The 25,253-nt window shown below is 41.0% G+C and carries 17 protein-coding genes; 10 read left to right on the forward strand and 7 right to left on the reverse strand.

The genetic code is table 11. The features are described 5' to 3' along the window. Positions 1-412: 412 nt before the first annotated feature. The 6 genes from KEM09_RS18790 (at position 413) to KEM09_RS18815 (ending at position 8,310) form a co-directional block, all read left to right on the forward strand. The gene (locus KEM09_RS18790) at positions 413-1,141 is read left to right on the forward strand and encodes a hypothetical protein (protein WP_212230653.1); all 729 of its coding nucleotides are present in this window, start codon (positions 413-415) and stop codon (positions 1,139-1,141) included. A gap of 123 nt (positions 1,142-1,264) precedes the next feature. Beyond that, on the forward strand, positions 1,265-4,129 hold the full coding sequence (locus KEM09_RS18795) for an ELWxxDGT repeat protein (RefSeq protein WP_212230655.1): 2,865 nt from the start codon (positions 1,265-1,267) through the stop codon (positions 4,127-4,129). A gap of 243 nt (positions 4,130-4,372) precedes the next feature. Further along, on the forward strand, positions 4,373-4,723 hold the full coding sequence (locus KEM09_RS18800; protein ID WP_212230657.1) for a hypothetical protein: 351 nt from the start codon (positions 4,373-4,375) through the stop codon (positions 4,721-4,723). A 58-nt stretch (positions 4,724-4,781) separates the two neighbouring features. Next, positions 4,782-6,314 (forward strand): TlpA family protein disulfide reductase, encoded by a 1,533-nt coding sequence (locus KEM09_RS18805; RefSeq protein WP_212230659.1) that lies wholly within the window; start codon positions 4,782-4,784, stop codon positions 6,312-6,314. Between the two features lie 11 nt (positions 6,315-6,325). Continuing rightward, positions 6,326-7,390 (forward strand): hypothetical protein, encoded by a 1,065-nt coding sequence (locus tag KEM09_RS18810; protein ID WP_212230661.1) that lies wholly within the window; start codon positions 6,326-6,328, stop codon positions 7,388-7,390. Between the two features lie 86 nt (positions 7,391-7,476). Further along, positions 7,477-8,310 carry an alpha/beta hydrolase gene (locus KEM09_RS18815; RefSeq protein WP_212230663.1) on the forward strand — a complete coding sequence of 278 codons (834 nt, stop codon included), beginning with the start codon at positions 7,477-7,479 and terminating at the stop codon, positions 8,308-8,310. A gap of 114 nt (positions 8,311-8,424) precedes the next feature. Here the strand turns inward: KEM09_RS18815 and KEM09_RS18820 are convergent, their stop codons facing one another. The 7 genes from KEM09_RS18820 to KEM09_RS18850 form a co-directional block, all read right to left on the reverse strand. After that, positions 8,425-9,447, reverse strand: a complete 1,023-nt coding sequence (locus tag KEM09_RS18820; protein ID WP_212230665.1) for a glycoside hydrolase family 2 protein — start codon at positions 9,445-9,447, stop codon at positions 8,425-8,427. A 5-nt stretch (positions 9,448-9,452) separates the two neighbouring features. Next, positions 9,453-10,535 (reverse strand): beta galactosidase jelly roll domain-containing protein, encoded by a 1,083-nt coding sequence (locus KEM09_RS18825; protein WP_212230667.1) that lies wholly within the window; start codon positions 10,533-10,535, stop codon positions 9,453-9,455. Positions 10,536-10,599: 64 nt separating this feature from the next. Continuing rightward, positions 10,600-10,965, reverse strand: coding sequence for a hypothetical protein (locus KEM09_RS18830; protein WP_212230668.1), 366 nt, complete (start codon positions 10,963-10,965; stop codon positions 10,600-10,602). Positions 10,966-11,283: 318 nt separating this feature from the next. Then, positions 11,284-11,976 (reverse strand): response regulator transcription factor, encoded by a 693-nt coding sequence (locus KEM09_RS18835; RefSeq protein ID WP_212230671.1) that lies wholly within the window; start codon positions 11,974-11,976, stop codon positions 11,284-11,286. After that, a complete protein-coding gene (locus tag KEM09_RS18840) occupies positions 11,973-13,538 on the reverse strand; it encodes a sensor histidine kinase (protein ID WP_212230673.1) in 1,566 nt (521 codons plus the stop codon). The genes KEM09_RS18835 and KEM09_RS18840 overlap by 4 nt, the downstream gene beginning before the upstream one ends. Before the next feature lie 8 nt (positions 13,539-13,546). Next, on the reverse strand, positions 13,547-13,771 hold the full coding sequence (locus KEM09_RS18845) for a hypothetical protein (RefSeq protein WP_212230675.1): 225 nt from the start codon (positions 13,769-13,771) through the stop codon (positions 13,547-13,549). 67 nt (positions 13,772-13,838) lie between these two features. Continuing rightward, complete coding sequence (locus KEM09_RS18850; protein WP_212230677.1) at positions 13,839-14,291, reverse strand: GNAT family N-acetyltransferase; 453 nt, start codon at positions 14,289-14,291, stop codon at positions 13,839-13,841. A gap of 155 nt (positions 14,292-14,446) precedes the next feature. On the opposite strand from KEM09_RS18850, the gene KEM09_RS18855 reads away from it, so the two are divergent. From KEM09_RS18855 to KEM09_RS22045, 4 genes are all read left to right on the forward strand, one after another. Then, positions 14,447-16,090: a tetratricopeptide repeat protein gene (locus KEM09_RS18855; protein ID WP_212230679.1), complete on the forward strand. Its 1,644-nt coding sequence runs from the start codon at positions 14,447-14,449 to the stop codon at positions 16,088-16,090. 476 nt (positions 16,091-16,566) lie between these two features. Beyond that, on the forward strand, positions 16,567-24,093 hold the full coding sequence (locus KEM09_RS18860; RefSeq protein ID WP_212230681.1) for a S8 family serine peptidase: 7,527 nt from the start codon (positions 16,567-16,569) through the stop codon (positions 24,091-24,093). 126 nt (positions 24,094-24,219) lie between these two features. Further along, positions 24,220-24,642: a DUF4625 domain-containing protein gene (locus tag KEM09_RS18865; protein ID WP_212230683.1), complete on the forward strand. Its 423-nt coding sequence runs from the start codon at positions 24,220-24,222 to the stop codon at positions 24,640-24,642. 464 nt (positions 24,643-25,106) lie between these two features. Next, a complete protein-coding gene (locus KEM09_RS22045) occupies positions 25,107-25,241 on the forward strand; it encodes a hypothetical protein (RefSeq protein WP_280516771.1) in 135 nt (44 codons plus the stop codon). Positions 25,242-25,253: the final 12 nt, after the last annotated feature.

The following is a 25,253-nucleotide window of genomic DNA, read 5'->3' on the forward strand; positions in this document are numbered from 1 at the left end:
TCGAAAATTATGAAAGAATAGCGGGCTATTTTGAATAAATTTCGGGAAGAAAATTGCTGTTTATAAGTGAAACATCTATGCATTGTCATAAAAAAACTAATCTACTGCGTTAAATTTTTCGAGCTAACTCGCTAGCCCTGCAAAATTTGCCTTGTATATCAATTCTTTATGACAATCTGAATTCTGAAATCTAAATCGAACTCAGGTTATTAGACAAAGCTAGAACATCCTGTGCGTTTATTTAATGATAAAAGTAATTAATGTACTGCCTTTGGTATGGTAATTAATTACTTGAGGTCTTTCACGCCAATAAAATCATCAGAATTTTTAAACCCCTTCCAACGTTTCGGCTAAAGCTTTCGTCATGCTAGTAAAGAAAGGAAAACAATTTACTAACAAATAATCTGAAAAAATGAAAGTACTTAAAAACCTATTTGTATTAGCCCTTGGATTGGTCATGCTAAGCAGTTGTAACGATGATGAAGGAAATGCCAACAGCAGTAAGGTGAAGGTGGCATTGAAGGCTTCTCAAACAGTGTTGAAGGCAGGTGGTGAAACTACTACAGATCCTTTATCATTGGAAACTTTCCAGATATGTCTGGGAGAGATTGAGTTTGATGTCAACGACGATATGGAAGATATGATACCGGGAGGCGACTCTATTTACAGTGATATTGAACTGGAAGGGCCTTTCCTGATTGACCTGCTATCGGCCGATGCCATTACCGGTATTGACCTGGCTACCGCCCATGTGCCTAATGCTGTATACGAAGAAATAGAGTTCGACTTTGCGCCTTACGACAAAAATGAGCCGGCCGGGATGACGGGCAATACTATCCTTGTAAAGGGCAGCTATGAAGGAACGGCTTTTACCATTGTTAGCGATGAGGAACTAGAGCTGGAGCTGGAATATGCCAATGGCTATGCGCTGGATGGGGCCGACTCGCGCCTGTTTATCGACCTCAACCTGGGACAGCTGAAAACCTTTGTGGCAGCCATTGATTTTACCAGTGCTGTGGCCGAGGAAGATGGCTCCATCCTGATTAGTAAAGACAAGAACAAGGTGATTTTAGACCAGTTTGAAACGGCCGTGGAGAATGCCTTTGATATTGATGAGGATGACGAAGAAGAGGAAGATTAATCACTCATATATCTGAATTCAATTAGCTTGATAAAGCGCTTCGGGATTGCTCGGGGCGCTTTTTTATTTTTTATTATATTTACTAATTAATATTATTCTATATCCCTTTATTCAAACTGTTCTATGAAGAAAATCTATCTACTAAGTCTGTTATTTGCTTTATTGTCAAATGTAAGTGGGCAGCGGCAAGTTACTAATATTCATAGTAATCCTGGCGATAAAAGCTCCTCTCCATCTGGATTTGTTGAATATAAGCAAATGTTATTTTTTAATGCCAGAACAGAAACTCATGGACGGGAGATATGGGTAAAAGCAGCTCATGATGAACCTGCTGCACAACTAAAAGATATTTATACAGGTAAACAAGGCTCTTTAATGAATTACCTCTCGGAGATGGCAGTTATATTAAATGGCGACATGTACTTTATTGCAACAGATGAAAAGTCGGCAGGCGAACTATGGAAAACGGATGGGACTGAAGCAGGGACGGTTAAGGTAACTGATTTTTTAAATCATAGAATATCTCAATTGACCTTGGTGGGCGATGAAATATATTTTCTCAGGCGGGATGATGATTTATTGCAGGTATGGAAGAGTGATGGTACAGCCCAAGGTACTGTTATGGTTAGAGGTGATTTAGCAATTTGGAACCAGCCCTCTTATGTTGGGAAGTGTAATAACTATTTTATATTCACTTTTCAGCCATATGGTACAAATGATAGCAAGGTATGGCAGAGTGACGGTACCCATGAGGGCACCTTCGCCCTGACCGATGAGATAGATGGCAATGGTGCAGGCCCCACCGGTACCTCCGATTTGACCCAATACATTGAGTTAAATAATGAACTGTATTTTGTTAGTCGTTACTACTTGCATAAAACTGATGGAACGCTGGCTAATACGCAGGAGCTTGCATACGTGCACAATGCTTCTACGCGTTTGATTGATTATGCAGATGTAGTAAAGTATAATGGAAAGCTGTATTTCTCCTTTTTTGAGGCTGACTACAATCGATTGTTTATATGGGAATCGGATGGAACTGATTATGGCACTAGGAAAGTATTTGATAGCTACACCAATGATTATTTTGTGCCTTCTAATCTGGTTGGTGAAGAGCAAAGCCTTGTATTTACATTTGGTAATGATGCAGGCGGAACCTCGCTGGTTAAACTAAATCTTGATGACCTGTCTTGGACGTATATTGATGAATTGTGCGATATTGTTGAACCTCCTTTTATTTTTATTGAGCATTGGGATACATATAAAATAAGTGCGTTTGGCGATGGTAAATTTCTGTGCGGGAGCTATGTGGCAGAAACTGACTTTAAGGCATGGATTTATGATTTTACTGGTAATACAATTCAGAGTCTTGATGCCTTGGAAGGAGTAACAGATATATTTGAGTATAATGGATTGTATTACACATCTATATTTAATAACAATATAGGCTATGAGTTATGGAGTACCGATGGTATAACTGCTAACCTGTCAGATAATATTAATACAGGTAAATATGGCTTATCTGATCAATCTTTATTGGCGTTAAATAATAAACTACTTTTTGTGGCCGATGAAGGTGAAACAGGCAGGGAACTTTGGGGCTATGATGGCTCTGCAACTTCACAGATTATTGATATTTATATCGGAAAAAACAGTTCGAGTCCTTATAACTTTGAACATATAAATAATGAGATCTATTTTACAGCTTTTCATCCTGACTATGGGCTGGAATTGTGGAAAACGGATGGTACAACAGAGGGCACCTTGATGGTTCAAGATATAATGGAAGGGGCTGCGTCTGGCTACCCAAGGTATCTTACTGAATATAATGGGGTGTTGTATTTTATTTACTACAAAGATGGGCATTATCATCTGTGTGAACTCAATGAAGGGAGTGTGGAGTTTATTTATGATTTGGGCGTAAACATGTATAATTCGCCGTTTAGTGTTTCTGAAATGACTGCCTCTGATGACGCACTCTACTTGGCCGTTGAAGGATCGGGTCATGATTTATGGACCAGCGACGGAACAGCAGCCGGAACAACAAAATTGATGGATTTAGGTAGGTGTAGTCAGTTAACCCCAACGGGCAATAATGTGTTTTTTGCGGCAGCATCAACCTATAATGGAGAAAATAAACTGTATGTGTCAGATGGTACTTCAGCAGGTACCGTTAAATTATCAGACGCCTCAAATGGGGCTCCTACGAATCCGCAAAACCTGACTGAACTTGGCAACCGCCTCTATTTTACGGCTGTTACGGCTGAACATGGGCGCGAATTGTGGTATACCGATGGTACCGTAGCGGGCACCAGCTTGTTGGCCGATTTGAATGCCGGCACCGAAAGTGCCTTCAGGAGCGGAAACTTATGCGCCCTCAGCGGTACGCTGTTTTTTTCATGCTCTGATGGTACTAATGGCTATGAATTGTGGAAGAGCGATGGCACAACCGCCGGGACTAAAATGGTTAAAGATATTGAAGACGGCAGTGGTAGTTCAAGCCCTTCAGGCTTAGTGGCAGTTAACGATTTGGTTTATTTCTCGGCTTACACAAGTGATGCTGGCTATGAGTTGTGGGCAACAGATGGCACCGAAGAGGGTACTATGCTGATGGCTGATGTTTGGAAGGGCCGTGAGAGCTCAACACCAACAAATATAATGACCATTGGAGATGAGGTGTTTTTTATAGCAGAAACAGCACAGTCTGGCCGGCAAATATGGCAAGTTGATTACAATGTGGTATCCGCCATAAAAAAAGTGGACCATAAGGCCGGCATAATATACCCTAATCCAGCCAATGGTTTTATTACGATTAAAAGTAACGAGCCGCTTACACGAATCGAAATTTATGATCAGCATGGGCGGCAGGTGTTGGCAAGTGATAAACCTACCGGACGAATTGATGTTGCACATCTGAAAAGCGGCTTGTACTTGGTGAAGATTTGCACAATAGAGCATTGTTTTATGGATAAATTAATAAAGCAATAAGATTGTAATGAGTATATGAATACAAAAAGCGCTCCGTTGTCCTGTAGGGCGCTTTTTTCCTTTAATTTGCTTCGTTGGATATGAGTTAGTGCGCGATTATAATTCGTTGATAATAATCATTAAAGGGATTTTAGGTTTTTATTAGACGATTATGCAACTATCATTATATTATAGTATAGGTAAATGCTACATTTGATATCGACTATAATTCTTAACCTTATGAAACCTAATAACCCAATCCTTATGAAACTGCCTGAATTTTACGTACTGGCAGTAGTTCTTTTGGCTGGTTATACACCGCCATTTCACTTTAATATCATAGCCATCGTATTGGCTGCATTGATTATTCTGCAAATCGTTTCTAAGAAACGCATCACAGGCATTTTGCTAAGTAGCTTGTTTATATTGGTCAACTTGTTTATGCTGGGTGCTTTAATTTCAGAGCTTTCCGAGTTTAGCCAGTTTAATAGTGATGCCCGACAAATGCTTTGGGGCGGATTGGCCATCTGGAGCATTAATATGTGCGCTGCAGGTTTGTTGTTGTATAAGTACTTTAAAAAGGATACGCTTAGCTGCAAACAAAACGGATTGTAGTTATTACCTGCCAAAAATATTATGTAAAAGTTTTTCCAAACCTAAACCTTACAATCGAATGAAGAAGTCGCTATTGCTCTTTTATCTCATGTTTCTATTTAGCCTTTTGTCAGCCCAAAAGCATAATGTCGTTATAGAAGGTCAGCTTTTGGGCTACGATGGTAGTGGTACAATTGGTTATACAATATCACCGGTGGCAGGTGCCAGGCCTTATACACTTTTGGAACCAGATAGTGCTGGGCGCTTTATTATTAGCACTCACATTAAAGAAACCGAGTATTTTAAAGTCTGCTGGACAGGAAAAGCTGCATCGCATTGGGTTGAATTGGTTGTGAGGCCTAATAATCGTTATTCATTTGTAAGTGAAGAGGATGAACGAGATAAGGATAAAGCCTGGGCAAGAATTAGTTTTCCGGATATATATTCATTGCAAACCGGTAACCAGGATGGCACGAAGCTATTTAAACTTGATAAAGGGCAGATGCTTTATAATATGATTGACAATGAAATTCATGGTACCTTATTTAATGTTAACTGGAATCTGCAGCAGCCACATACTTTACTCGATAGTCTTAATCATAAAATAAACAGGGAGTTGAGTCCCTTTAAAAAATTATTAAATCAGGGTGATATTGATCCTGAGTTTTATGAAATATCAAAGCTTAATATTGAATATAAATATGCAGAACGACTGGCCTCAACCATTCGTTCTGCTTTTTGGGCTCCAAAGTACATCATAAAGGATACCATTATTCAAAGGCAATTACTGGAAGTGTATCCTGAAATATTTATACGTTACCCTGTAGAGGCCTCAACAATACGCCACCTGGATAATATGGTATTTTATACGGATATGTATCTCGAGTTTTTGGAGGATTATCAGGATGGTATATATACCTACAAAAGACGAAAAGGTAATAGCGCCTTCAAGGCTATTTATGACAAATCAGTAAATATTCTGCCCAATGATGTGAATCAGCATTATCAACGATATCATACCCTCTGTAATGCAGCTAGTTTAGGTACAATTACCAAAGCACATCTCCAAAAATATTTGCAAGATCATCCGGAGCTTAAAGGTACTTATGATGGTGGGCTAATAGAAGATTTGCTTTTACCGCGTGTTGAGGAATATGAGAAGCTACAGAGCGAGAAATTGCCTGAAGAGTGCATTGTTGTTCACTCCGACTCGATTAATTCATTTGAGGAGTTATTTGATTATTTGGGGGCTAAACCTCTACTTGTCGATTGCTGGGGAAGTTGGTGTGCACCATGTCGTGCACAGTTTCAGTTTATGTCTGAGGTTAAAGAAAAGCTTAAAGAGAGAGGCATTACTATGGTGTATTTGGCCTATGAGTATAACGATGATACGCAGTTGCGTGAAAGTATTATTAAATCCTACAAGTTAGAAGGCTATCATATTGTAGCTAATAAGAACCTAAAGGCAGACTTACAACGTATTCAGGGCGATGGATTAAAGTTTCCCACTTTTATGATTCTGGATAAAGATGGTCAGATAGTGTGTAAAGATGCACCATTGGCCAATGATATAGATAGGTTGATTGCAGAACTGGATAAGTATATTAATTAAGAACTGTTTAAATGAAAACTCGTTTTGCTATTTTGTTTATATCTGTTATTGTGCTATACGCTTGTCAAACTAATAAGGACAAACTACAAGGCAAGTGGATTGAAGCAGATAATTTTGTCGATCCTTACCGATTAACCTTTTCCGATTTTTCGGTTAAGATGGAGTCGAATATATTTAACGGTGAAAAGCTCTACCACATCCGGAAAGACACTTTATATATCAGTGGGTTTGACAGTATTTATAAGTCATTAATAGTGTTTGATAATGAGCATCTGAAGTTAATAGATATTGAAGGTGATATCATCATCGAAATATATGAGCGGGATTCCTTTAAAGATTTAGTAGATTATTTCAATCACAAAAAGAAGCTTTCCGTTAATTTGCCACAACTGCGTTCTGACTTTAAAGCTACTGATTATAGCTATCACAACACCTTATTTGCTGATTGGCAAAACAACAAACTACTCATTTTCTTTAATGGGAAAGCGCATACGCTGTCGGATACATCGTACTTACTGATTGATAAGAAAGAATGGGCTACAAGAACGCTGCTGTATTTTGACAAAGAGGTAAGAGTTGGCGTGTTGAACCGCATCAAAAATGAGTTGCAAAGAGCTCAGTTAAATGCAGTCGGTTTTGCTGCAACTGATGATAGTGGGAACAGAACCATAATTGGTACATTACTGCCACCTCTTTATTCAATTGGAGGTCGATCGTTACCTCCACCACTGAATCTGATAAATAGAAAGGCAGATAATATCATGGTTTGCGTTAAGCCCGACTCACTGACCATTAACGGCAATAATAGTGACTGGGGTAATTGTAAAGATGCAGTCAAGCGTTTGATAAAAAGTAATCACAAGTCCATTATCAGGGTTGAGCTCGATGAGACCCTCAGTTATGAAACCTACCTCAATTGCATAGTTGAGCTGCAAAATGCCTATATCGAACTGCGCAATGAGTATGCCATGGTCACCTATGAGGTAGATAACTATCTGGAACTTGAAAGCGAGCAAATAAAAGAAGTTAGAAGTCAATACCCCATGAGGATTCATGAATTGATTAAGGAGGAATGAAGCTCACAAAGTTTGCCTTACTCAATAGCGTAAAGGATTTTACCTAGATTTGTTATCTATACAATCACCAACATTAATGTGACCTTATGAAAAATACACTCCTACTGATTGCCTTTGTCATCCTTAGCTTTAGCCTTGTAGCGCAAGAAAACTATATTTTAAAAGAGAATATCCACTACTATAGCGAGTCACTGAATCAATCGGATGATTATATCAATGAGTGCTGTTTGCTGGATGTGTATTATCCACAGGACAGTGCCGCTTATGCCACGGTTGTGTGGTTTCATGGAGGGGGTATTCAGGCGGGTCATAAGGAGATACCCGAGGCACTCAAACAAAAGGGTATTGCCGTTGTGGGTGTTAACTATCGGCTGCATCCGAAGGTGTTGGCGCCGGCATATATTGAAGATGCAGCTGCCGCTGTTGCCTGGGTTTTTAAAAACATTGAGCAGTATGGTGGCGATCCATCATTGATATTTGTGTCGGGGCACTCGGCAGGTGGCTACCTGGCCAGCATGGTGGGCATGGATAAGCACTGGCTGGCACATCACCAGGTAGAGGCCGATAGCATTGCCGGACTGATTCCCTTTAGCGGGCATACCATCACCCATTTTACCATTCGTAAGGAGCGGGGCATTGAAGGCACCCAGGCCGTTGTTGATGAGTATGCGCCAATTTACCATGTAAGGGCCGATGCTCCACCATTGTTGATGATTACCGGTGACCGTGAGCTGGAGCTTTTGGGACGTTACGAGGAGAATGCCTACATGATGCGCATGATGAAGGTGGTTGGCCATCCATCAATCCGGTTGCTGGAACTGCAAGGCTATGACCATGGTATGACTGAGCCGGCCTTTCCGTTGTTACTTAAGGAAGTTGACCGCATCACAAAGCAGAAGCGTCATAGGACAGAGCAATAAAAGTCCCCGGCGCTTTCAATACTTACCCTCGTCGGAAGATTGTTCGCAACTTTCCATTGTGGAGAAGTCGGCAGGGAGAAAGGCAATGCTAAAGCCTGAGCCTGCCATCAGTCACTATTTTGTGCGCCTGGCATTCCAATAGTTAATGTATTTATCCATGGTGATGATGCCAACCGGCCCTTCGTAGATGCCGCCTGTCTGGGTGCGGTCCTGAACACGCACAGCAATGGTCAGTTGCGCAGTAGCCTGATGCAACTTGGGCGGTATTGTGTAGCCCCTCAGTGCTTTCCAGGCATGGTTATAAGTGAAAAAGTAGTTGTCGTTGATCTCGCCGGTCTGCCCAATAAGCACTCCGTTGATATAAACTTCATCTACATCATCAATCTTTCCTAGTAGAATAACAAGGCGTTTCTCTTTCAGATTGTCGGGCAGGGTTATGGTTTTGCGATACCAGGCCATGCCATCGTAGTCGCTGTAGCCCTGATCTTCCCATGCACGTGGTACCATTAACTCATCCCAGTTACTATCGTTGTAGGCAACTGCTTTGTAATAGCTCTCGTCACCTGTTTTAAACTTCCAGTGGCCCTCCAATGGCAGGTCAGGCACAAGCGGGTTTATCTCTGCCCGTATGCGAATATTGCCCGAGATGATGCCTCCCTCATTATAGGCATCGTACACCCTGACGGCTATCACATTGGCCTGGTTGTAGCGAATATGTTGACTGGGTAATTTATACAGTCGATGGGCGTTGTAAGCTGTTTTAAAGGCGGGTGGGAACTGCCCCGAACGGTTGATGAGCTCGCCATTCAGGTATACTTCATCAGCATCATCGATATAGCCCAGGTCGAGCCATAGGCTCAGTTCTTTTGCTTCGGGGCCAATGTGCACCTCGCGGCGGTACCAGGCAAAGCCATCATAGCCATTAAAACCTTGCTGTTCCCAGGGCGATGGCACGCGTATCTGTTCCCACTCAAAATGGTTATAGTGGTAACGGGCCCAGTCGGTATTATCGCCTATGGAGAAATACCACTTGCCATTCAGCGATATATAGTCGCGCAGGTTCTGTGCGTCTGCCTTTCCAATCAATAGCAGAAAGGTAAAAAGTAACAGGATGCTATATTGAGACTTTCTGATCATATCCGTTAGTTGTTAAGCCATTCCCAAAATGTATTTATCCAGTCTGGCTCTTTTCGCACCATCTTTTTAAATGTATCAAATTGCTGACGGGTCATTACACCTATTGGTCCGTCGTATATACCGCCGTCAATGCCTGTATCAACCACCCTGATGGCAATGGTGTTGTCACCAACCGTGTTGATAATGCTTTGAGGTATCTCATAGGCACGCAGGGTGGTGTGTGACTGGTAGGAGCCAAACAGACCTCTGGCCAGCGATGAACGCAGGCTTCCTGGTGATACGCCACCAATGCGGGTACCATTCAGCCATGTCTTGTCTTCGTCATCAATACGACCCAACAGTAATACCAACTCTTCATTAGCCAGATGCGCCGGTAGTTTAAAGGATTTTCGATACCAGGCGATGCCATCGTAACCCGGCCAGCCTGCACTTTCCCAGAATCCTGGCACCTGTATGTCGCTCCAGTCCGAGTCGTTGTAGTTGGCTTTTTCAGCATTGTGCTGGTTGTGTATTGCAAATTTCCAGGTGCCTGCCAGGTTAAGGGACACCAGTTGTTCGGCCACATTGGTGTTGAGCGTAACGGGCCCTCTGATGATGCCGCCCTGGTCATAATAATCATACACACGTATGGCAATCACATTGGCGCCTTTTTGCCAGTAGCTGGACGGAATGGTGTAAAACCGTTCCTGGTTGTATGCTGTTTTGGTGTTTGGAGGCATCTTACCAGAGTTGCCCACAAAACGCCCGTTGATATACACTTCATCAATATCATCGATGCTGCCAATACGCAATACCAGGTCATGTTTGGGAATGATATCAAGGCGAATCGTTTTGCGATACCATGCATAGCCGTTGTAATCGTTGTAGCCTTGTGATTCCCATGAGGCCGGTACACGTATGCTGCTCCATTGCTCATCATCAAAATCAGGCTGCTTCCATTGTTCATCATCGCCTATCGAGAACTTCCAGTAGCCTTCAAGGTATTGTTCTTCCTGAAGGATTTGGGAGTTCGAACCGAGGGTGCTAATTATTAGCAGGCTAAGGGTAAGTGCGAAATATTTTAGTGTTTTGGCTACCATACGTATCATCAACGATTAAAAGTACATATTATCGGGTTATATCCAAAAAAGGTTAAAATCCAGGCGACGATTTTTAGTGCTCAACATGCTGAAAGTTGATAGGAAACCTAAGCATCTTACCTTGCAATGATGAGTTAACGGCATAAATATCTACCTCTTGAAGGGTTTCTGCCACGTACTTCATCAACTGTTCATCTTCACCAGTTACCTTGTGGAAAATCAGTTTGTTGTTTTTGTCCACTTTAAACTTAACAACCACATTCTCGCAGCAGTCTGGTTTTAAATAGTCAAAACTTGGGCCTCTCAAAGATCTTTTAAGCTCTTTGTTTAGTTGTTTCGAACATTTCTTAAAAGCTACTGCTTCAGGGGTGCGTGCAAATGTTGCTGTACTTAGTCCAACCATAAGTACCAATGCTGTGAAAAGATGTCTTGCTTTCATAACTCTTTGTTTTTGGGTTAATAATTGAATTACAAAAGCAAATGTAGAGGGGGCTTAACACCGCATCGTCAAAATGAAGTCATCTGTTGTCATTAATTGTCATCAAAATGTCATGGATGCTATAATGTGGTTGATTTGTTAAGTTGTTAAGCTGTTGAATTGAGCTGTTTGTTAGGGGTTTAAGGCGGGGATTATGTGTGTGAGTCTTATGTCATCAAGCTCGCATCTTTTATTAGCATTTGCATTCCAGATGTGATCCTTAAAATAAGATGTCATGCTTGAGTCTTATATCTTGCGTCTTTTATCTTGATTATTAATCTAATTATGAACCAGGCGATAGCCCATGCCATGCACGGTAATGATAATTTGGGGATCATTGGGATTGTCTTCTATCTTATGTCGCAGTTTCAATATGAAGTTGTCAATGGTGCGTGCGGTTGGCTGAAAATCGTAACCCCATACATTATCGAGCAGACTGTCGCGGCTGATAGTGGCATTCTTGTGTTTCAGCAGGTACTGAAGTATTTCAAACTCCTTGCTGGTCATTTTTACCTGTTCACCATCCACCCAGGCCGTATATGTGCCGAAATCTACTTTAAGACGACCAACCTGTGTTTCATGGTTTGTGGCAGATGGGTTTTGCATTTCGGTGCGGCGCAGCACAGCCTTAACCCGTGCCAGCAGTTCACGCAGGCTAAAGGGTTTGGTCAGGTAGTCGTCACCACCCGATTCAAGTCCTATCACTTTATCTATTTCTTCTCCTTTAGCGGTTAAAAAGATGATGGGCGTGTTGTTGTTCTCGTGCCTTACTTTTTTACATACATCAAAGCCACTGATATGTGGTAACATAACATCGAGCAAAACCAAATCAAAGCTATCAGTCAATATCTTTTGCAAGCCTTCTTTTCCGTCGGATGCCGTATCAACATCGTAGCCTTCAAACTCCAGATTATCTTTTATGCCGGATTGCATATCCGGTTCATCTTCAACAACTAAAATGCGTTTCATCATCCTTTTGTAGTTTGGTTATTAATGGGGAAGAGTATACGGAAGCAGCTACCTGCATGCTCCTCACTCTCCAGCTCAATCTGTCCGTTATGACCCTTTACAAGGTGCATCACAATGCTTAGGCCTAAGCCCGAACCTTTGGCATGGTGAGCCAGGGCACCCTTGGTTACCCGGTAGAACTTATCGAAAATGTGTTTCTGCTCTTTGGGTGATATGCCTATGCCCTTGTCCTTGACTTCAATAAACTGGTACTTGCCTTTTCTTCCGGTTGATATGGTCAGTTCTTTATTGTCACCGCTGTATTTAATACCGTTATCCACCAGGTTTATCAGGCACTCAGTAATGGCTTGTTTGTCAGCCTTAATTGGCTCTAGTTCCGGCGACAGGTTTTGCATCACTTTACAGCCTTTTTCGTTAAAATGATAGTGGTAATTGGTTAACACTTCGTCCACCACTTCATTTAAAGCTACCTGTCCAAAGCTTAGTTTCTGGCGGCCACTTTCTATGCGCGAGAAATTGAGGATGTTATTGACGATGCCAGATAGCCTTTGCGTTTCGCGATAGATGATGTCATAATATTTCAGGCGCTTGCTTTCATCTTTCAGGCGTCCCAATTGAAGTGTTTCGGCATACATGCTGATGAGTGCCAGCGGCGTGCGTATTTCGTGCGATACATTCGAAACAAAATCAGACTTTACCTTAGCCAGATGCAGCTCGCGTTTGACATTGCGGTAAAACAACCAGGCACCGGCAATGAGCAGCAGATCGACCAATATGAGCAGGCCAATGTTCTGCCTGGCTCTGTCGCGCGCCAGTTGTTCAATGCTAATGCCAACCGGCAATATACCCAGTTGGTAGTCGGGCAATAGCCAGATAGCCTGTTCCTTAATTACTTCATCAGGGGCTTCGTTTAGCAGGCTGCTGGCAATCAGTTCATTGGTTTTGCTGTGGCGCACTACAATAATCAGGTCGTCGCCAGCTACCATTTGTAACCGTGGCGATAAGACTTCGCTGATGAAGCGTTGGGCATTAACCAGCAGGATGTTTAGGTAATAATGGTTTTGCTGTTCACTCACAAACACCAGCATGCTGAGGTGCTGCCTGTATTCAAGATCGATGCCGATGATTTTACGGTAGCCACTCTTCATATACCGTTTGAGTTGAGCTATTTCATTACTGTTGGTCTGTAGTTGTGAAATAATTTCCTGCTTAAGTGTATCGTTACTTATCCGGAAATCATCCAGGTTTAATGACACCGAATCCAAAGGGTGGAGAATAAATGATTCCACCTGGGGAAAGCTGTTAAGTGGCTTTTCCAGTGTGCCCTCATAGTCTGCCGGTTGAATGTCTTTGTACAGAATATTTATCCAGTTGTTGGCAATGTCATCGGTGTATTGATTGATGGAGTATAATACAGATTCCAGTTGTTTGGTATAGATCGATTCAATAACTTCCTCCTGGTCATTCAGTTTCAATAACTCAACGGCTGTGAATAGCGAGGTGGGAATGACCAGCAGCATCCCAACAATTAACCAGGGTTTGATAATGAATCGTTTTTTTATCATTTAGAGTATTAGTCAGGTATTTTAATGTGTTCAGGTTCTTCTTGCTGAAAATGCTTCATCTCATCAATCACCAGCTGCATATCGTCTAAAAACGCCTGACTGCAACCTTTGGTTTTGGCAATATCCAGGTAGGCTTCCATTGTTTCAATCGCACATATATCGGTACCTGCAATGACGAATGCGGGCCAGTCGTTACGCAGGCATTTATGCAGTATGGCTTTTTGGTCTTTCATGTTTGTTGAGTATTTAGCCTAAAGGTAGAAAAATTAGGGCTTATAGGTTTAATGCGTCGTTTTATTACTATGAGTGATCGATTTGTAACTCCATTTTCAGGTGTGGAATACCATCTTCCAGGTATTCGTCGGAGATAATTTGATAGCCCAGGCTGCCATAAAAAGCTTTGAGGTACTTTTGGGCACTTATTTGGATGCATTTTACCTCCCATTGTTCAAATACCCAATCGCCAGCAGTGGTCATTAATTGCCGTGCCAGGCCTTTGAAACGGAAATCTTTATGAACCACTAAACGTCCAATAGAGGCTTCTTTAAAGCGGCTGCCGGGAGGTAGTATACGTGCGTAGCCTACCAGGTCATCGTTATCAAATGCCATCAGGTGATACGCCTGCTCATCGTTACTGTCTAAATCGTTGTATACGCAATTTTGCTCAACAACAAATATTTCGGCACGTAGTTGGAGAAAATTATATAACTCTTTTGTATTTAATGTATTAAAAGGAGATATTTTAAGATTCATTTGGTATATTTAATGTGAAACCCGGCTATGAAGATAAAATCTTTTTAATGCGGACGCAACCAGTTCCATATTTCTAACGTCTAAGGCGGGGGATACTTTAACTACTGCTTTTTTCAGAAATCAGGAATTACTTGGGGCTATTTTAAACGAATTACATGACTTTACGATTACATGAATCAGGAATAAATAAGGTAATTATTCTTCTTATCTGCATTTTTAGTTTCATCCAGACTACATCAGGTCAAGACCAGTTCGCTGTTGATAGTTTGTTGGCTAAGTATAGGGCTACAGATAATGTTTCTGAGCGCGTTACTCTGCTCATAAAAGTGTCTGATATGTATGAGCACATTGATATTAAAAAGAGTTTTGAGTATGCTAATATGGCCTATGAGGAGTCGGAGAAAACTGAAGAGCATAACCCCAAAGCTAATGCTTTAAATAATCTTGGAGTGGTATTTCTGCGTTCGGGTGCTTATGACAAAGCAACAGAAATGTTTCTGCAGTCAAAGAAATTGGTACAGGATAATGAAGATTTTATGCGTTTGGTTGGTTTGGAGCTTAACCTTGGAGCTGTACGATTTCACTTGGAGGATTATGATGGTGCTTTGGCACACTTTAACGAAGCTTTGGAGCTCAACTCAAAGCTATTGGCAGATGGAAATGATGTTTACATGAATCAGATTCAGATTTTCTATATCAATATAGGTAGCATTTATATGGAAAAAGGGAATTATGATGCTGCCATTGAGTATTTTGAGAAAGCTCTTGTTGAGTCGGTAAAAAATAATGATTTGGTTCAGCAAGGTATTGCCAGTAATAATCTGGGTGAGTTATATCTAAAAAGTGGAGCTTCCGAAAAAGCCATAAGGTATATTCGAGATGGTTTAGATGTTCGACTGGCGGATAACAACCTCCTCGGAATAGCTAGTTCTTATGATCTGCTAACAGCATATTATCTTTCAGTAAATGATATTGATAGTGCTGAGGTTGCCAATACATTAGCTATCGAATATGCTGAGAGAGTAGAGTCCCTGAATTTCATGGAGAAAGCCTATAAGCATCAGGCTGATATATATGAATTAAAAGGTAATTACAAGGCGTCCAACGAAGCTTTGAAGCAGTATTACGAAACCAAAAGGAAAGCTATTAATGAATCGGTAGTTGAGAAGACTACACGTCTTCAGTTAGAATACGATTTTAAGGAATTACAAAAGGAAAAATCAGAAGCACATTTTAAGCAGATGATAACCCTGTATGCAATCCTGGCAGTCGTTGTTTTTCTGCTGGTCATTTTTGTATTGCTTTTTAACTTGTGGAAAAGTAGGGCTAAACGTGTTCATTCCGAGAAAGAAAGTCTGGAGAAAGATCTGGAACTTAAAAACAAAGAGTTGACAACGAATGTGATGTATTTGCTGAAGAAGCATGAGTTGATCAATAATATCTCAGGGCGACTTTTACGCTTAAAAGCCAGGATGAAAACCGAAAACCGTGATGCTATTCAGCGTATTATTTTTGATTTACAGGGTGGGGCAGAGCCCGAAGTATGGGAAGAGTTTGAGTTACGTTTTCAGAATGTTCATACCGATTTTTATAAGAAACTGGAGAAAGTAGCTCCAGATTTAACCCCTTCTGAATTAAAAATATGTGCTTTCCTGAAGTTGAATATGAACTCTAAAGAAATTTCAGCATTGATTCATCAAAGCACAAAAAGTGTAGAGGTTAAGCGATCGCGTATTCGAAAAAAACTAGGGATTACCAATACCGATGTCAACCTTATAAAATTTCTTTCCGAATTATAAAGTTCGTATACTCCCTCTGTTCTATTCAAGTTTTAACAGGCACCTATTTGTTGATAGAGTGGCGGTATGTTCCTATGGCTTTTTGATACAAATGTTTGGGGATTGTTATTCATCAAACAGTATTAAATGGCCTCAAAATAGTATATAATTATTAGCTATAAGAAATCACTTGCCGGATTCTTTAACTATCAATCTATCAGTACTCAATGGTTGTGTGTAGTGGTATTTATACGGTTCTGAGATGGTATATAGTACTAATTCTATGGGCTTTTAACAGGTGATAGTAGTATCACTGTGCTACATTAATTTTCTCTCCAGACAGCGTCACTTAGATTGCATTGTTCAAAAAAGAAGTCGGACTTTTTTAATCAGGCTCATAATAGCTTTTCAGTTTTTCCAAAGAGAGCAAAAGATATGTTCGGTGATAAGGTAAAGCAATACAGAGTCACGTTCGACGTAATTAAAAACCATTACAAATGAAACAAAAACTACTATTAAAACTCCATTTGGCCGTAATACTAATGGCCATGGCAGTAGCTGTTGGTAATGCCCAACAGTATGTAGATGGAAAGTTGAAAGGGAAGGTTAGAGTGAAGCTGGAAGCAGCTAGTTTAAAATCTTTCTCTAAACTAAAGTCGACCAAAAATGGTATTGAAACCGGTATTGTTGCTTTTGATGCCGTGTCGGCTAAGGTGGCTGCCAGTGGAATGCAACGTGTCATTCCTTATGCACCAAAGTTTGAAGAGAAATATCGCCGTTATGGATTGAATCTATGGTACGAAATAGAGTATGATACGGATTTTGATCCTCAGGAAGTGGTAAATGAATACGAAAAGCTTGGTGAAGTATCGCATGCAGAAGTGATTCGGGAAGTATCACTTGGTGATGCACAGCCCGCAGCCGTATTTAGTTCATCTCAGGTTAACAATTTGCCTTTTGATGATCCTAAGCTAGGAAATCAGTGGCACTACCACAACGATGGAACCGTATTGGATGGGGCTGTTGCCGGTGCAGACATTAATCTTTTTGAAGCCTGGAAAACACAAACTGGTTCGTCTGATGTTGTGGTTGCGATTATAGATGGCGGTATTGATATTCTGCACGAAGATTTGAAAGATGCAGTGTGGGTGAATGATGCTGAGTTAAACGGCGAAAATGGCGTTGATGATGATGGGAATGGTTACATTGACGATATCTATGGCTATAACTTTGCAAAAGACAGGGCTGAAATAGAGCCTCATTTTCATGGTACGCATGTGGCCGGTACGGTTGGTGCGGTGAATGGTAATGGCAAAGGAGTGAGTGGTATTGCCGGAGGTGATGGCATTAATCCTGGTGTCAGACTGATGTCATGCCAGATATTAGTAAATAATGGTAATCCAGGGGGAATGGCTGAAGCCCTTATTTATGCCGCTAATAACGGAGCAGTCATTGCACAAAACTCGTGGGGTTGGCCTAGTCCGGATGTTTATGAGCAGTTGGTATTGGATGCTATCGATTATTTTGTTGCTGAAGCCGGTGCTTATCAGGGCTCGCCTATGAAAGGCGGAGTGGCTATTTTTGCTGCAGGTAACGAAGGGGTTGAAGGCAATTATTACCCTGGTGCATATGAGTCAACAGTGGCCGTTGCAGCCATCGATTATACCAATAAAATGGCCTCTTATTCTTCATATGGCGAATGGGTTGATGTTAGTGCACCGGGCGGTTATACAGGTGATGCAGAAGCTGGTGGAGTGTTAAGTACTTACCCTGATAATTCGTATGGATTTACTAATGGAACATCGATGGCTTGTCCACATGTTTCCGGTATTGCAGCTTTGGTTGTATCAGAGCATGGTGGTGCAGGATTCACAGCTGATCGCCTTAAGCGCCATTTAGTTACTTCTGTCAATGATTTGGAACCCTATTTAACGCCCAACCAAGTTGGTAAGCACGGTAGCGGGTTTATCGATGCGGCCAAGGCTTTGAAATCCGGTTCGGTGAGTAATCCACCGGCGAAGGTGACTGATTTGTTAGTTCAAACATCACAAGATGAGGCAAAAGTAGAATGGAGTGTTGTTGCTGATGCTGACGATGAGATTGGAAGCAGCTACACATTATATTGGAGTAAGAATCCATTTGATGCAAATACTTTGGCTTCGGCAGCCTCAACCGTCATCACACGTTATTTCGACAGTGTTGGCGATAAAGTAGAATATTCGCTTAAAGACCTGGCGCCAAACACAAATTATTATTTTGCTGTTAAGGCATTTGACCGTTGGGGAAATGAATCAGAATTGTCAGATGTGCAGATGGTGGCTACCAATAATGGTCCATCCCTTGAAGTGCTTGTTAATGAGCCGGCTTTAGCTATTGATGTAAAGAGCAATGCAATTGTGTCATCCACTATTCAGCTAAACAATAACGATGAGGGCTTGTTAAAGTGGAGCTCATATATTGGCTTGGCTTCAACAGAACTGGATGAATATAATCTTGGTATTTATCAACCCGTTAACGTTTCAAGAAGCTTTAGTACAAATATTCAGGCCAGCTCGGTTGAAAGTTATGAAACAGTTGAAGCGCCTGTTGCAATGGAAATGGACGATCGTCTGACGCTGAAGTCTTCAGCATCATATGTATACATTGGCGAGGAAGATGTGACGCTGACCAATTCGGCTGCAACGCGTTTTTTTGTTGAGAAAGGATTTAATGTAACCAACTTTTGGGTGGATTTAAATATAGATCCTGAATACGGACCTGCAACCATTGAGTTTTATAAAGGCCCGCAAATACAGGATGCCCAATTAATTACTTCTCAGAATATTGAGTCGGAAGGAGCCTATCAGATTGCTTATTATCTGGATGTGGAAGAGCAGGTTTATTTCGAACCCAATAATTATTACTGGGTAGTGGTGCACACTCCTGCGGGTAACCTATTTCCATTGGGTTTAACTAAAGAAAAAGAAGAGTATTACTCAGAGCAGTGTTTGTTTAGTTCAAATGGCGGACAGACCTGGGAGTTTGTTAATGATATTTATGGTGAGACGGACGATTGGGTGTGGAGTTTAACTTTACGCAGTTTATCGGCTCATTTGGGAGATTATATCACTTTGACTCCATCTGCGGGCGAAGTGTCTGGTAATAGCAGTGAGGCCTTGGAGTTATCGGTGAATGCAAATAATTTAATCGATGGAACGTACAATGAGCACGTTATTTTTGCCTCTAATGATCCTGATAATAAGTTGGTAAAAGAGAAAGTGAGCATTGATGTTGACGGGCATGATCCTATTCTTAAATCACAGTCTATCATTGACTATGGAAATTTGTTTATCGGTAAAACCAAAACCTTGGATATCCAGGTGGTTAATGAAGGATATGCGGGTTATTCTCTAAGCAAATGGCAAATTAGTTCAGACAATCCCGATTACAAAGTCAACAGTGTCAGTTCGCATTATATACCGGCAAGAGGTGAAGCAACGGTGCGTATTACTTTCACACCATCTGTGGCGGGTGCTCAATATGCAAACATCCTGATGAATAATGGAAGCTATTCGCATTCATTTAAGTTGGCCGGTACAGCAGTAGAACCAGCAGAGGTTACTATTACGCCTGCAACAGCCTCAATTGGCACTGGATTAACCGTTGGCGATGCCGTTGCACCGGTTTCATTTGATATTACTAATACAGGTAATTACCCGCTGAGCTATGCCATTCCTTCTTTTGCGGAGGGTTATAATGTAGAAGGCTTGGAACGACCAATTAATGAGTTTGGCTATTCATATACTTATGCCTTAGACCTTGGACCTAGTTATCAAAACTTGATAGGCATTGAGCACGGATGGAAAGATATCAGCACTGCAACTAATATACTTGATGACGTGAAGGGTATGGATTATGCCGTTGAATTGGATCTTGGATTCTCATTCCCGTTTTATGATCGTTTCTACGACAAAGTATGGGTTAACGAACAGGGTGTATTGGTTTTTGGTGAAAATGGTAACATTCGTATTAATAATGGAAATAACACCACGTTAAGCCGCATTCGGGAAATGGATATGATTTCGGCTGCAATGATGGATGCCAAATTTGACAGTCAGCAAGCTGCTGTGTTTTACGAGCGCTCAGAAGGAGAGTTCAGAGTTCACTACAAGTACATATCAATAGGCGGTCGTTCAGTTAATTTGCAGATTGTATTATATGCCAATGGAGATTTTGATATTCTGTTTGGTCAGGTTGCACGACTAAACAACGAGAAGCCTAACTACTTTGTTGGAATAACAGATAAAGAAAACGGACAACATGCATTTGCTTCCAACAGTGATTATCCATTATCATTTGGTGTTACAACAGATTATAACTCGCATTTCCACTTTAAGCATCCCGGTGAAAACATGGTGGTTAATGCAAGCAATGCTTTTGGTACATTATTGCCTAACGAAAGTGCTACTGTAACGCTTGAGTTTGATACGCAGAATGCTTTACAAGGTGATGTATTTCAACGTGTACCTATTGTAAGCAATGATGTAAATAATCCAATGTCCATCTTTGAAGTGACAGCTAACTTTATTTCAGGAGGCCAGGCTATTTTACAGCTATCAAATGATACGGTTGACTTCGGCGATATTTTAAAAACATCGGCTGCTGAACTACCACTGCAAATAATCAATACAGGAACGGCCAGCGAGGACATTGTTAGTATCGCATTTTCATCAGCTGATTTTAGCACCGATGTAGTTATTCCTTACGCAGTTAATCCTCGTCAATCGATATACTTGCCAATTGCAGCTAACACTTCGATGGCTAAAGAAGCCACAGGAACAGCAACCATCACTTTCGAAGGAGGAACTGTTTTTGAAGTAGAGCTATTGGCTAATGTAAAGGAGAATCCGGTTATTGGAGTTAATCCATCACAAGGATTTACAGAAACAGTGAATGCGCGTTCGTTTAAAGATGTGGATGTAACAATTGCCAATACCGGCTTAGGACAGTTGGAAGTGTCAGTGCTGCCTAACGAATGGTGTTATCCGGTGAGCACAGGTGGCCAAACTGGAGAAATAAGTGATTACGATTATTCCTATTCGATGGGAACAGGAAACGGTTGGGTAGATATTCTGGATGTAGCGAAAGAGTCTAACTTATTGGAAGAGTTTTGGTATAGTGGTGCTGCAAAGCCATACATTGCACTGCCATTGGATCAGCCATTCTATTATTATGGTCAAGAGTATAATACCATTTACATTGGAGCAATGGGGTGGATTACTTTTATTGAGCCGGTTGATGTAACAAATGTATTTGAAATGCCGAGGGAATTTCCGGCTGAAGATAAGTTTGTCGGAGCATTGGCACCAATGGTTGGCCCTCATAACAACGCACCGCGCACTACCTATGAAAAAACTGGTATTTATTACCACCGTTTTGAGGATGTGTTTGTGGTTACTTTCCATCAGTTTGTTGACTTAACTGGCGCTATGAGCAAACCATACAGTTTCCAGATAGTATTGCATGATAATGGTCGTATCGATTTTAACTACCGTCATTTTGATTCAGTTAAAGTATATGGTATCATAGGCATCGAAAGTCCCGATGAAAAAGAAGGCCTGGTAATGCACCACGAGTTGTTTAATGGCTCGTACGAACCGTTCTCATATTCTATCTTCCCAATTAAGAAAGAGGTGGTAGAACCGCAATCGGAGAAAGTGGTAACCATGCGTTTGGATACGAAGAATCTTTACGATGGTAATTATTATTACGATCTGCCAATTGCTAATAACTCAGTAGATGCTCCTAATGTGCAATTGCCAGTTAATTTAACCGTTGTTGGTCAGCCTGACATTACTGTTGAAAACATTACTTCTGAGGTATGGTATGTGCAGGATTCAGTCTATGTTGAGGGTTTCAAAATCAGAAACGAGGGAACCAAGGCTATTCAGTTGGCTTCGTCAACAACTACGGCAGACAGCGACCTAAAAGTTGAGTTTTATTATCCGGCTAATGGAAACATGGTGAGTGGATACCCTGAAGGTTATGTTGCTTTGGATGATTTTATTGGAAAGCAATTGTATGCGAACCTGTTTATGGGTCAATTACTAATTGAAGATGGAGCCATACTTGAGCCGGGTGAGGAATGGCAATGCTTTGTGACTTATTCGCCAGCACAGGTTGGTTCATCATCAGCTTCTTCTATGATATATGATATTGATGGAAATGTAGCCGTAACGTGGTCAGCTAGCATGACAAGCCTACTGCCACCTGTAGCCACTCTTGGCGATGATGTTATTGTGATGGCAGATAATCCTACACATCAGGAGGTGCGTCAGCTCGCTGTTGCAAACACCAATGGTAGCAGCACACTTGAATGGAGCGCCAAACTTCGCTTCAGCAGAGGCGAAGAAGCGCCGGAGGAGGCTTATGCCACACCAATGGCAACAGTTGCAAGTGATGTATTAAAGGCCGCTTTAGCACAGGATGCTGCCGTAGCTGGAACCGCAGGCTTAAAAGCAACTACAGCTTACAATCGTACTTTGAAGCATACCGATAAAGAAGAAGTTGAGAATTGGTTAGGTTTTGGATTTGCCAATGCCTTTATTTCGGCTACTAAGTTTACTGTACCAGATGATGGTTTCCTCTTATCGCATGTTGAAACATGGTACCGTCACGAAAGTCAGTCGACAGGTACATTGTATGTTGAAATTCTGGCCGGTGGAACTTCTATTGAGCATGCAAGCATCGTGGGGCAGGGCTCGCTGAAGTATGAAGAAGAAGGTTATGGTGACGTTGGAAAATTTCAGACGATTGCATTAGATGAACCGGTTTATCTTTATCCTGGAGAAGATTTTTATGTAGTCATAAAATATCCATTGGGAGTGAGTAATCCACAGGGGAAAATCAACGACTATGCCAATGCGACTGAAGGGCGTTATTTCTTCCAGTATGAGGGAGAATGGAGCGATATCTATGCGACTCAGTTCTACGATAACGCCTTTCTGGTGAGAGTACATGAGTTTGAGTTTAAGGAAATGACCTGGCTTAAGTTAGCTCAAAAACAAGGTACAGTTGAGGCCGGGCAAACATTTGATTTGGATATTACTTTCGATGCAGCATATTCGCAGGAATATGTTAATAAGGCTGAAATTGTGATTACAACCAATGATCCTGTAACCAAAGAGTTATCAGCTGATTTGTATCTGTTGATGAATAAAGGGCCACACTTTGAGCACATTGAGGGCAATAAGATGATTGAGGAAAATACAACTTCAACCCTTAAGTTCTCAGTGAAAGACATGGAGCAGGATAGTTACACAGTGATATTGGAAGCAGCTGCAGACTGGATGCAAATGACAACGAATGAAGGAGGTGTTGTGGAAATAACTATGACGCCGGATTATTTTGCCCAGGGACTGCACGACATCCAGTTAGTAGGAACCGATGAGCATGGCGAGCAAACCAGTTTCACCTATCCAATTGAGGTGATTAATATTAACCGTGATCCTTACTTTACTTATGGCGAGTTGAAAGATACGGTTATGGTATTGGAGCATGGAGCTCATGAAATTCCGTTTGAGGAATTGATTGCCGATTACGACATGGATGAAATGAGTTATAATGTATCACTTAGCAACGAGGAAATTATTGACTTGTTTGTTGGCGAATCGGGCATTGTATTAACACCTTTTACTATTGGTACTGTTGATCTGACCATCTCAGGTATTGATGAGCACGGTGCAAAACTAAATGGTAGCTTCAAGATTACAGTGGTGAATCGCACCGGTTTTGATTCGGTAGAAGATGGACGGATTGAGATTTATCCTAACCCGGCCTGCGACTATTTAATGGTGCGTTGGAATCAGCAAAATAGTGATGCTGTTACTATTCGTTTCATGAATGCAACAGGTGCTATGGTTGAGGAAGTAAAATCGAATGGTTCGGAGCAACGCATCAATGTTGGGCATTTGTCTAAAGGTGTTTACCTGGTTGAGGTAGTGTCTGGAAGCGAATCATATGTAACCAAGGTTATTAAAAAATAAGCAATTATAAAGGATCAGTGTAAATACTAGTTGACAGGAGTAGAATCGGAAGCTGATGCAACGGATTGTATTAGCTTTCCGGTTCTTCCTGATAATGTAGTTGGTCCTTTTTTAAATAGTTAGATTATGAAATGGTTAAATAAAATATTGTTGGCATCAACTCTGTCCATTTTAATGACATCATGTGGAGACGATGACAAAAGCGTTGACTTAGAAAAGCCGACAGCTGATATTGAGATAACGCGTGAGAATGGGACCTATAGTCCAGGATCATCCATCTTAATAAATGCCAACTTCTTCGATAATGTCGCTTTAAAAGAGTGCCAGGTATCAATAGCCAGCCTACGTTCATTAAAAGGTTGGGATACCGACTGGGATAGTGAGATGTATAAAATATCCCTGAGCGGAAAGCAAGTAAGCTTAAACAGTGTGCGCGTTTTGGAGGATATCCCAGTTGATATTTATTATGGAGAATACCGCTTATCATTTAAAGTGCTGGATGAAGCTAATAATTATAGCATTTATGAGATTGATATATTAATCGAATAGGTGATTATTTGTTATTGTGTAACCGGCCTATGTTTATAGGTCGGTTTTTTTATGCCTCAAAGTTGTCAGCTTATGTCAAGGTTCACTTCACTAGCTCTTAGGTTCAGTTTTATTTCTCTTTTCTAAATCTAATAAAGACTAATAAGTGATTATTTATTCAGTTTGATTGTATAAATCAAGCCCTTTAATACCATAAATAAGAGCTTTTTAATAGCAATTTAAGGCAGGCTGTATATAGTGTTTGTACTGAGTGTAATATGCAGATAAACAATACATTAAACAAGCAGTGTAGTGGTGATAAAGTGTTGTTGAAGGGGCATAGGAGTAATAATTCTAAGGGCGATTTTAAAAGTGCAGCAATATCGCTGTGTTAACTTTCTTTTAAGTACTTCCCAGACATAATAAATTGCCCGAAGATAGCGATAGAAATAACGTCATGATTTATTCAGATAAAATTTGTCAGGATGTCCAAGAAGAAAAAAGAAGAGATTTCAGATGAGCTAATAAAGCAGCTTATCGAGAATAATGAAGTACAGAAAGAAGCCCTTGAGAAAATATTAAAAGGGATGAAAATCAAATCTCAGAAGAAAGTAAAATAGTCCACAGATCGA

This window comes from Carboxylicivirga mesophila (genome assembly GCF_018271975.1).
Classification (GTDB): domain Bacteria; phylum Bacteroidota; class Bacteroidia; order Bacteroidales; family Marinilabiliaceae; genus Carboxylicivirga; species Carboxylicivirga mesophila.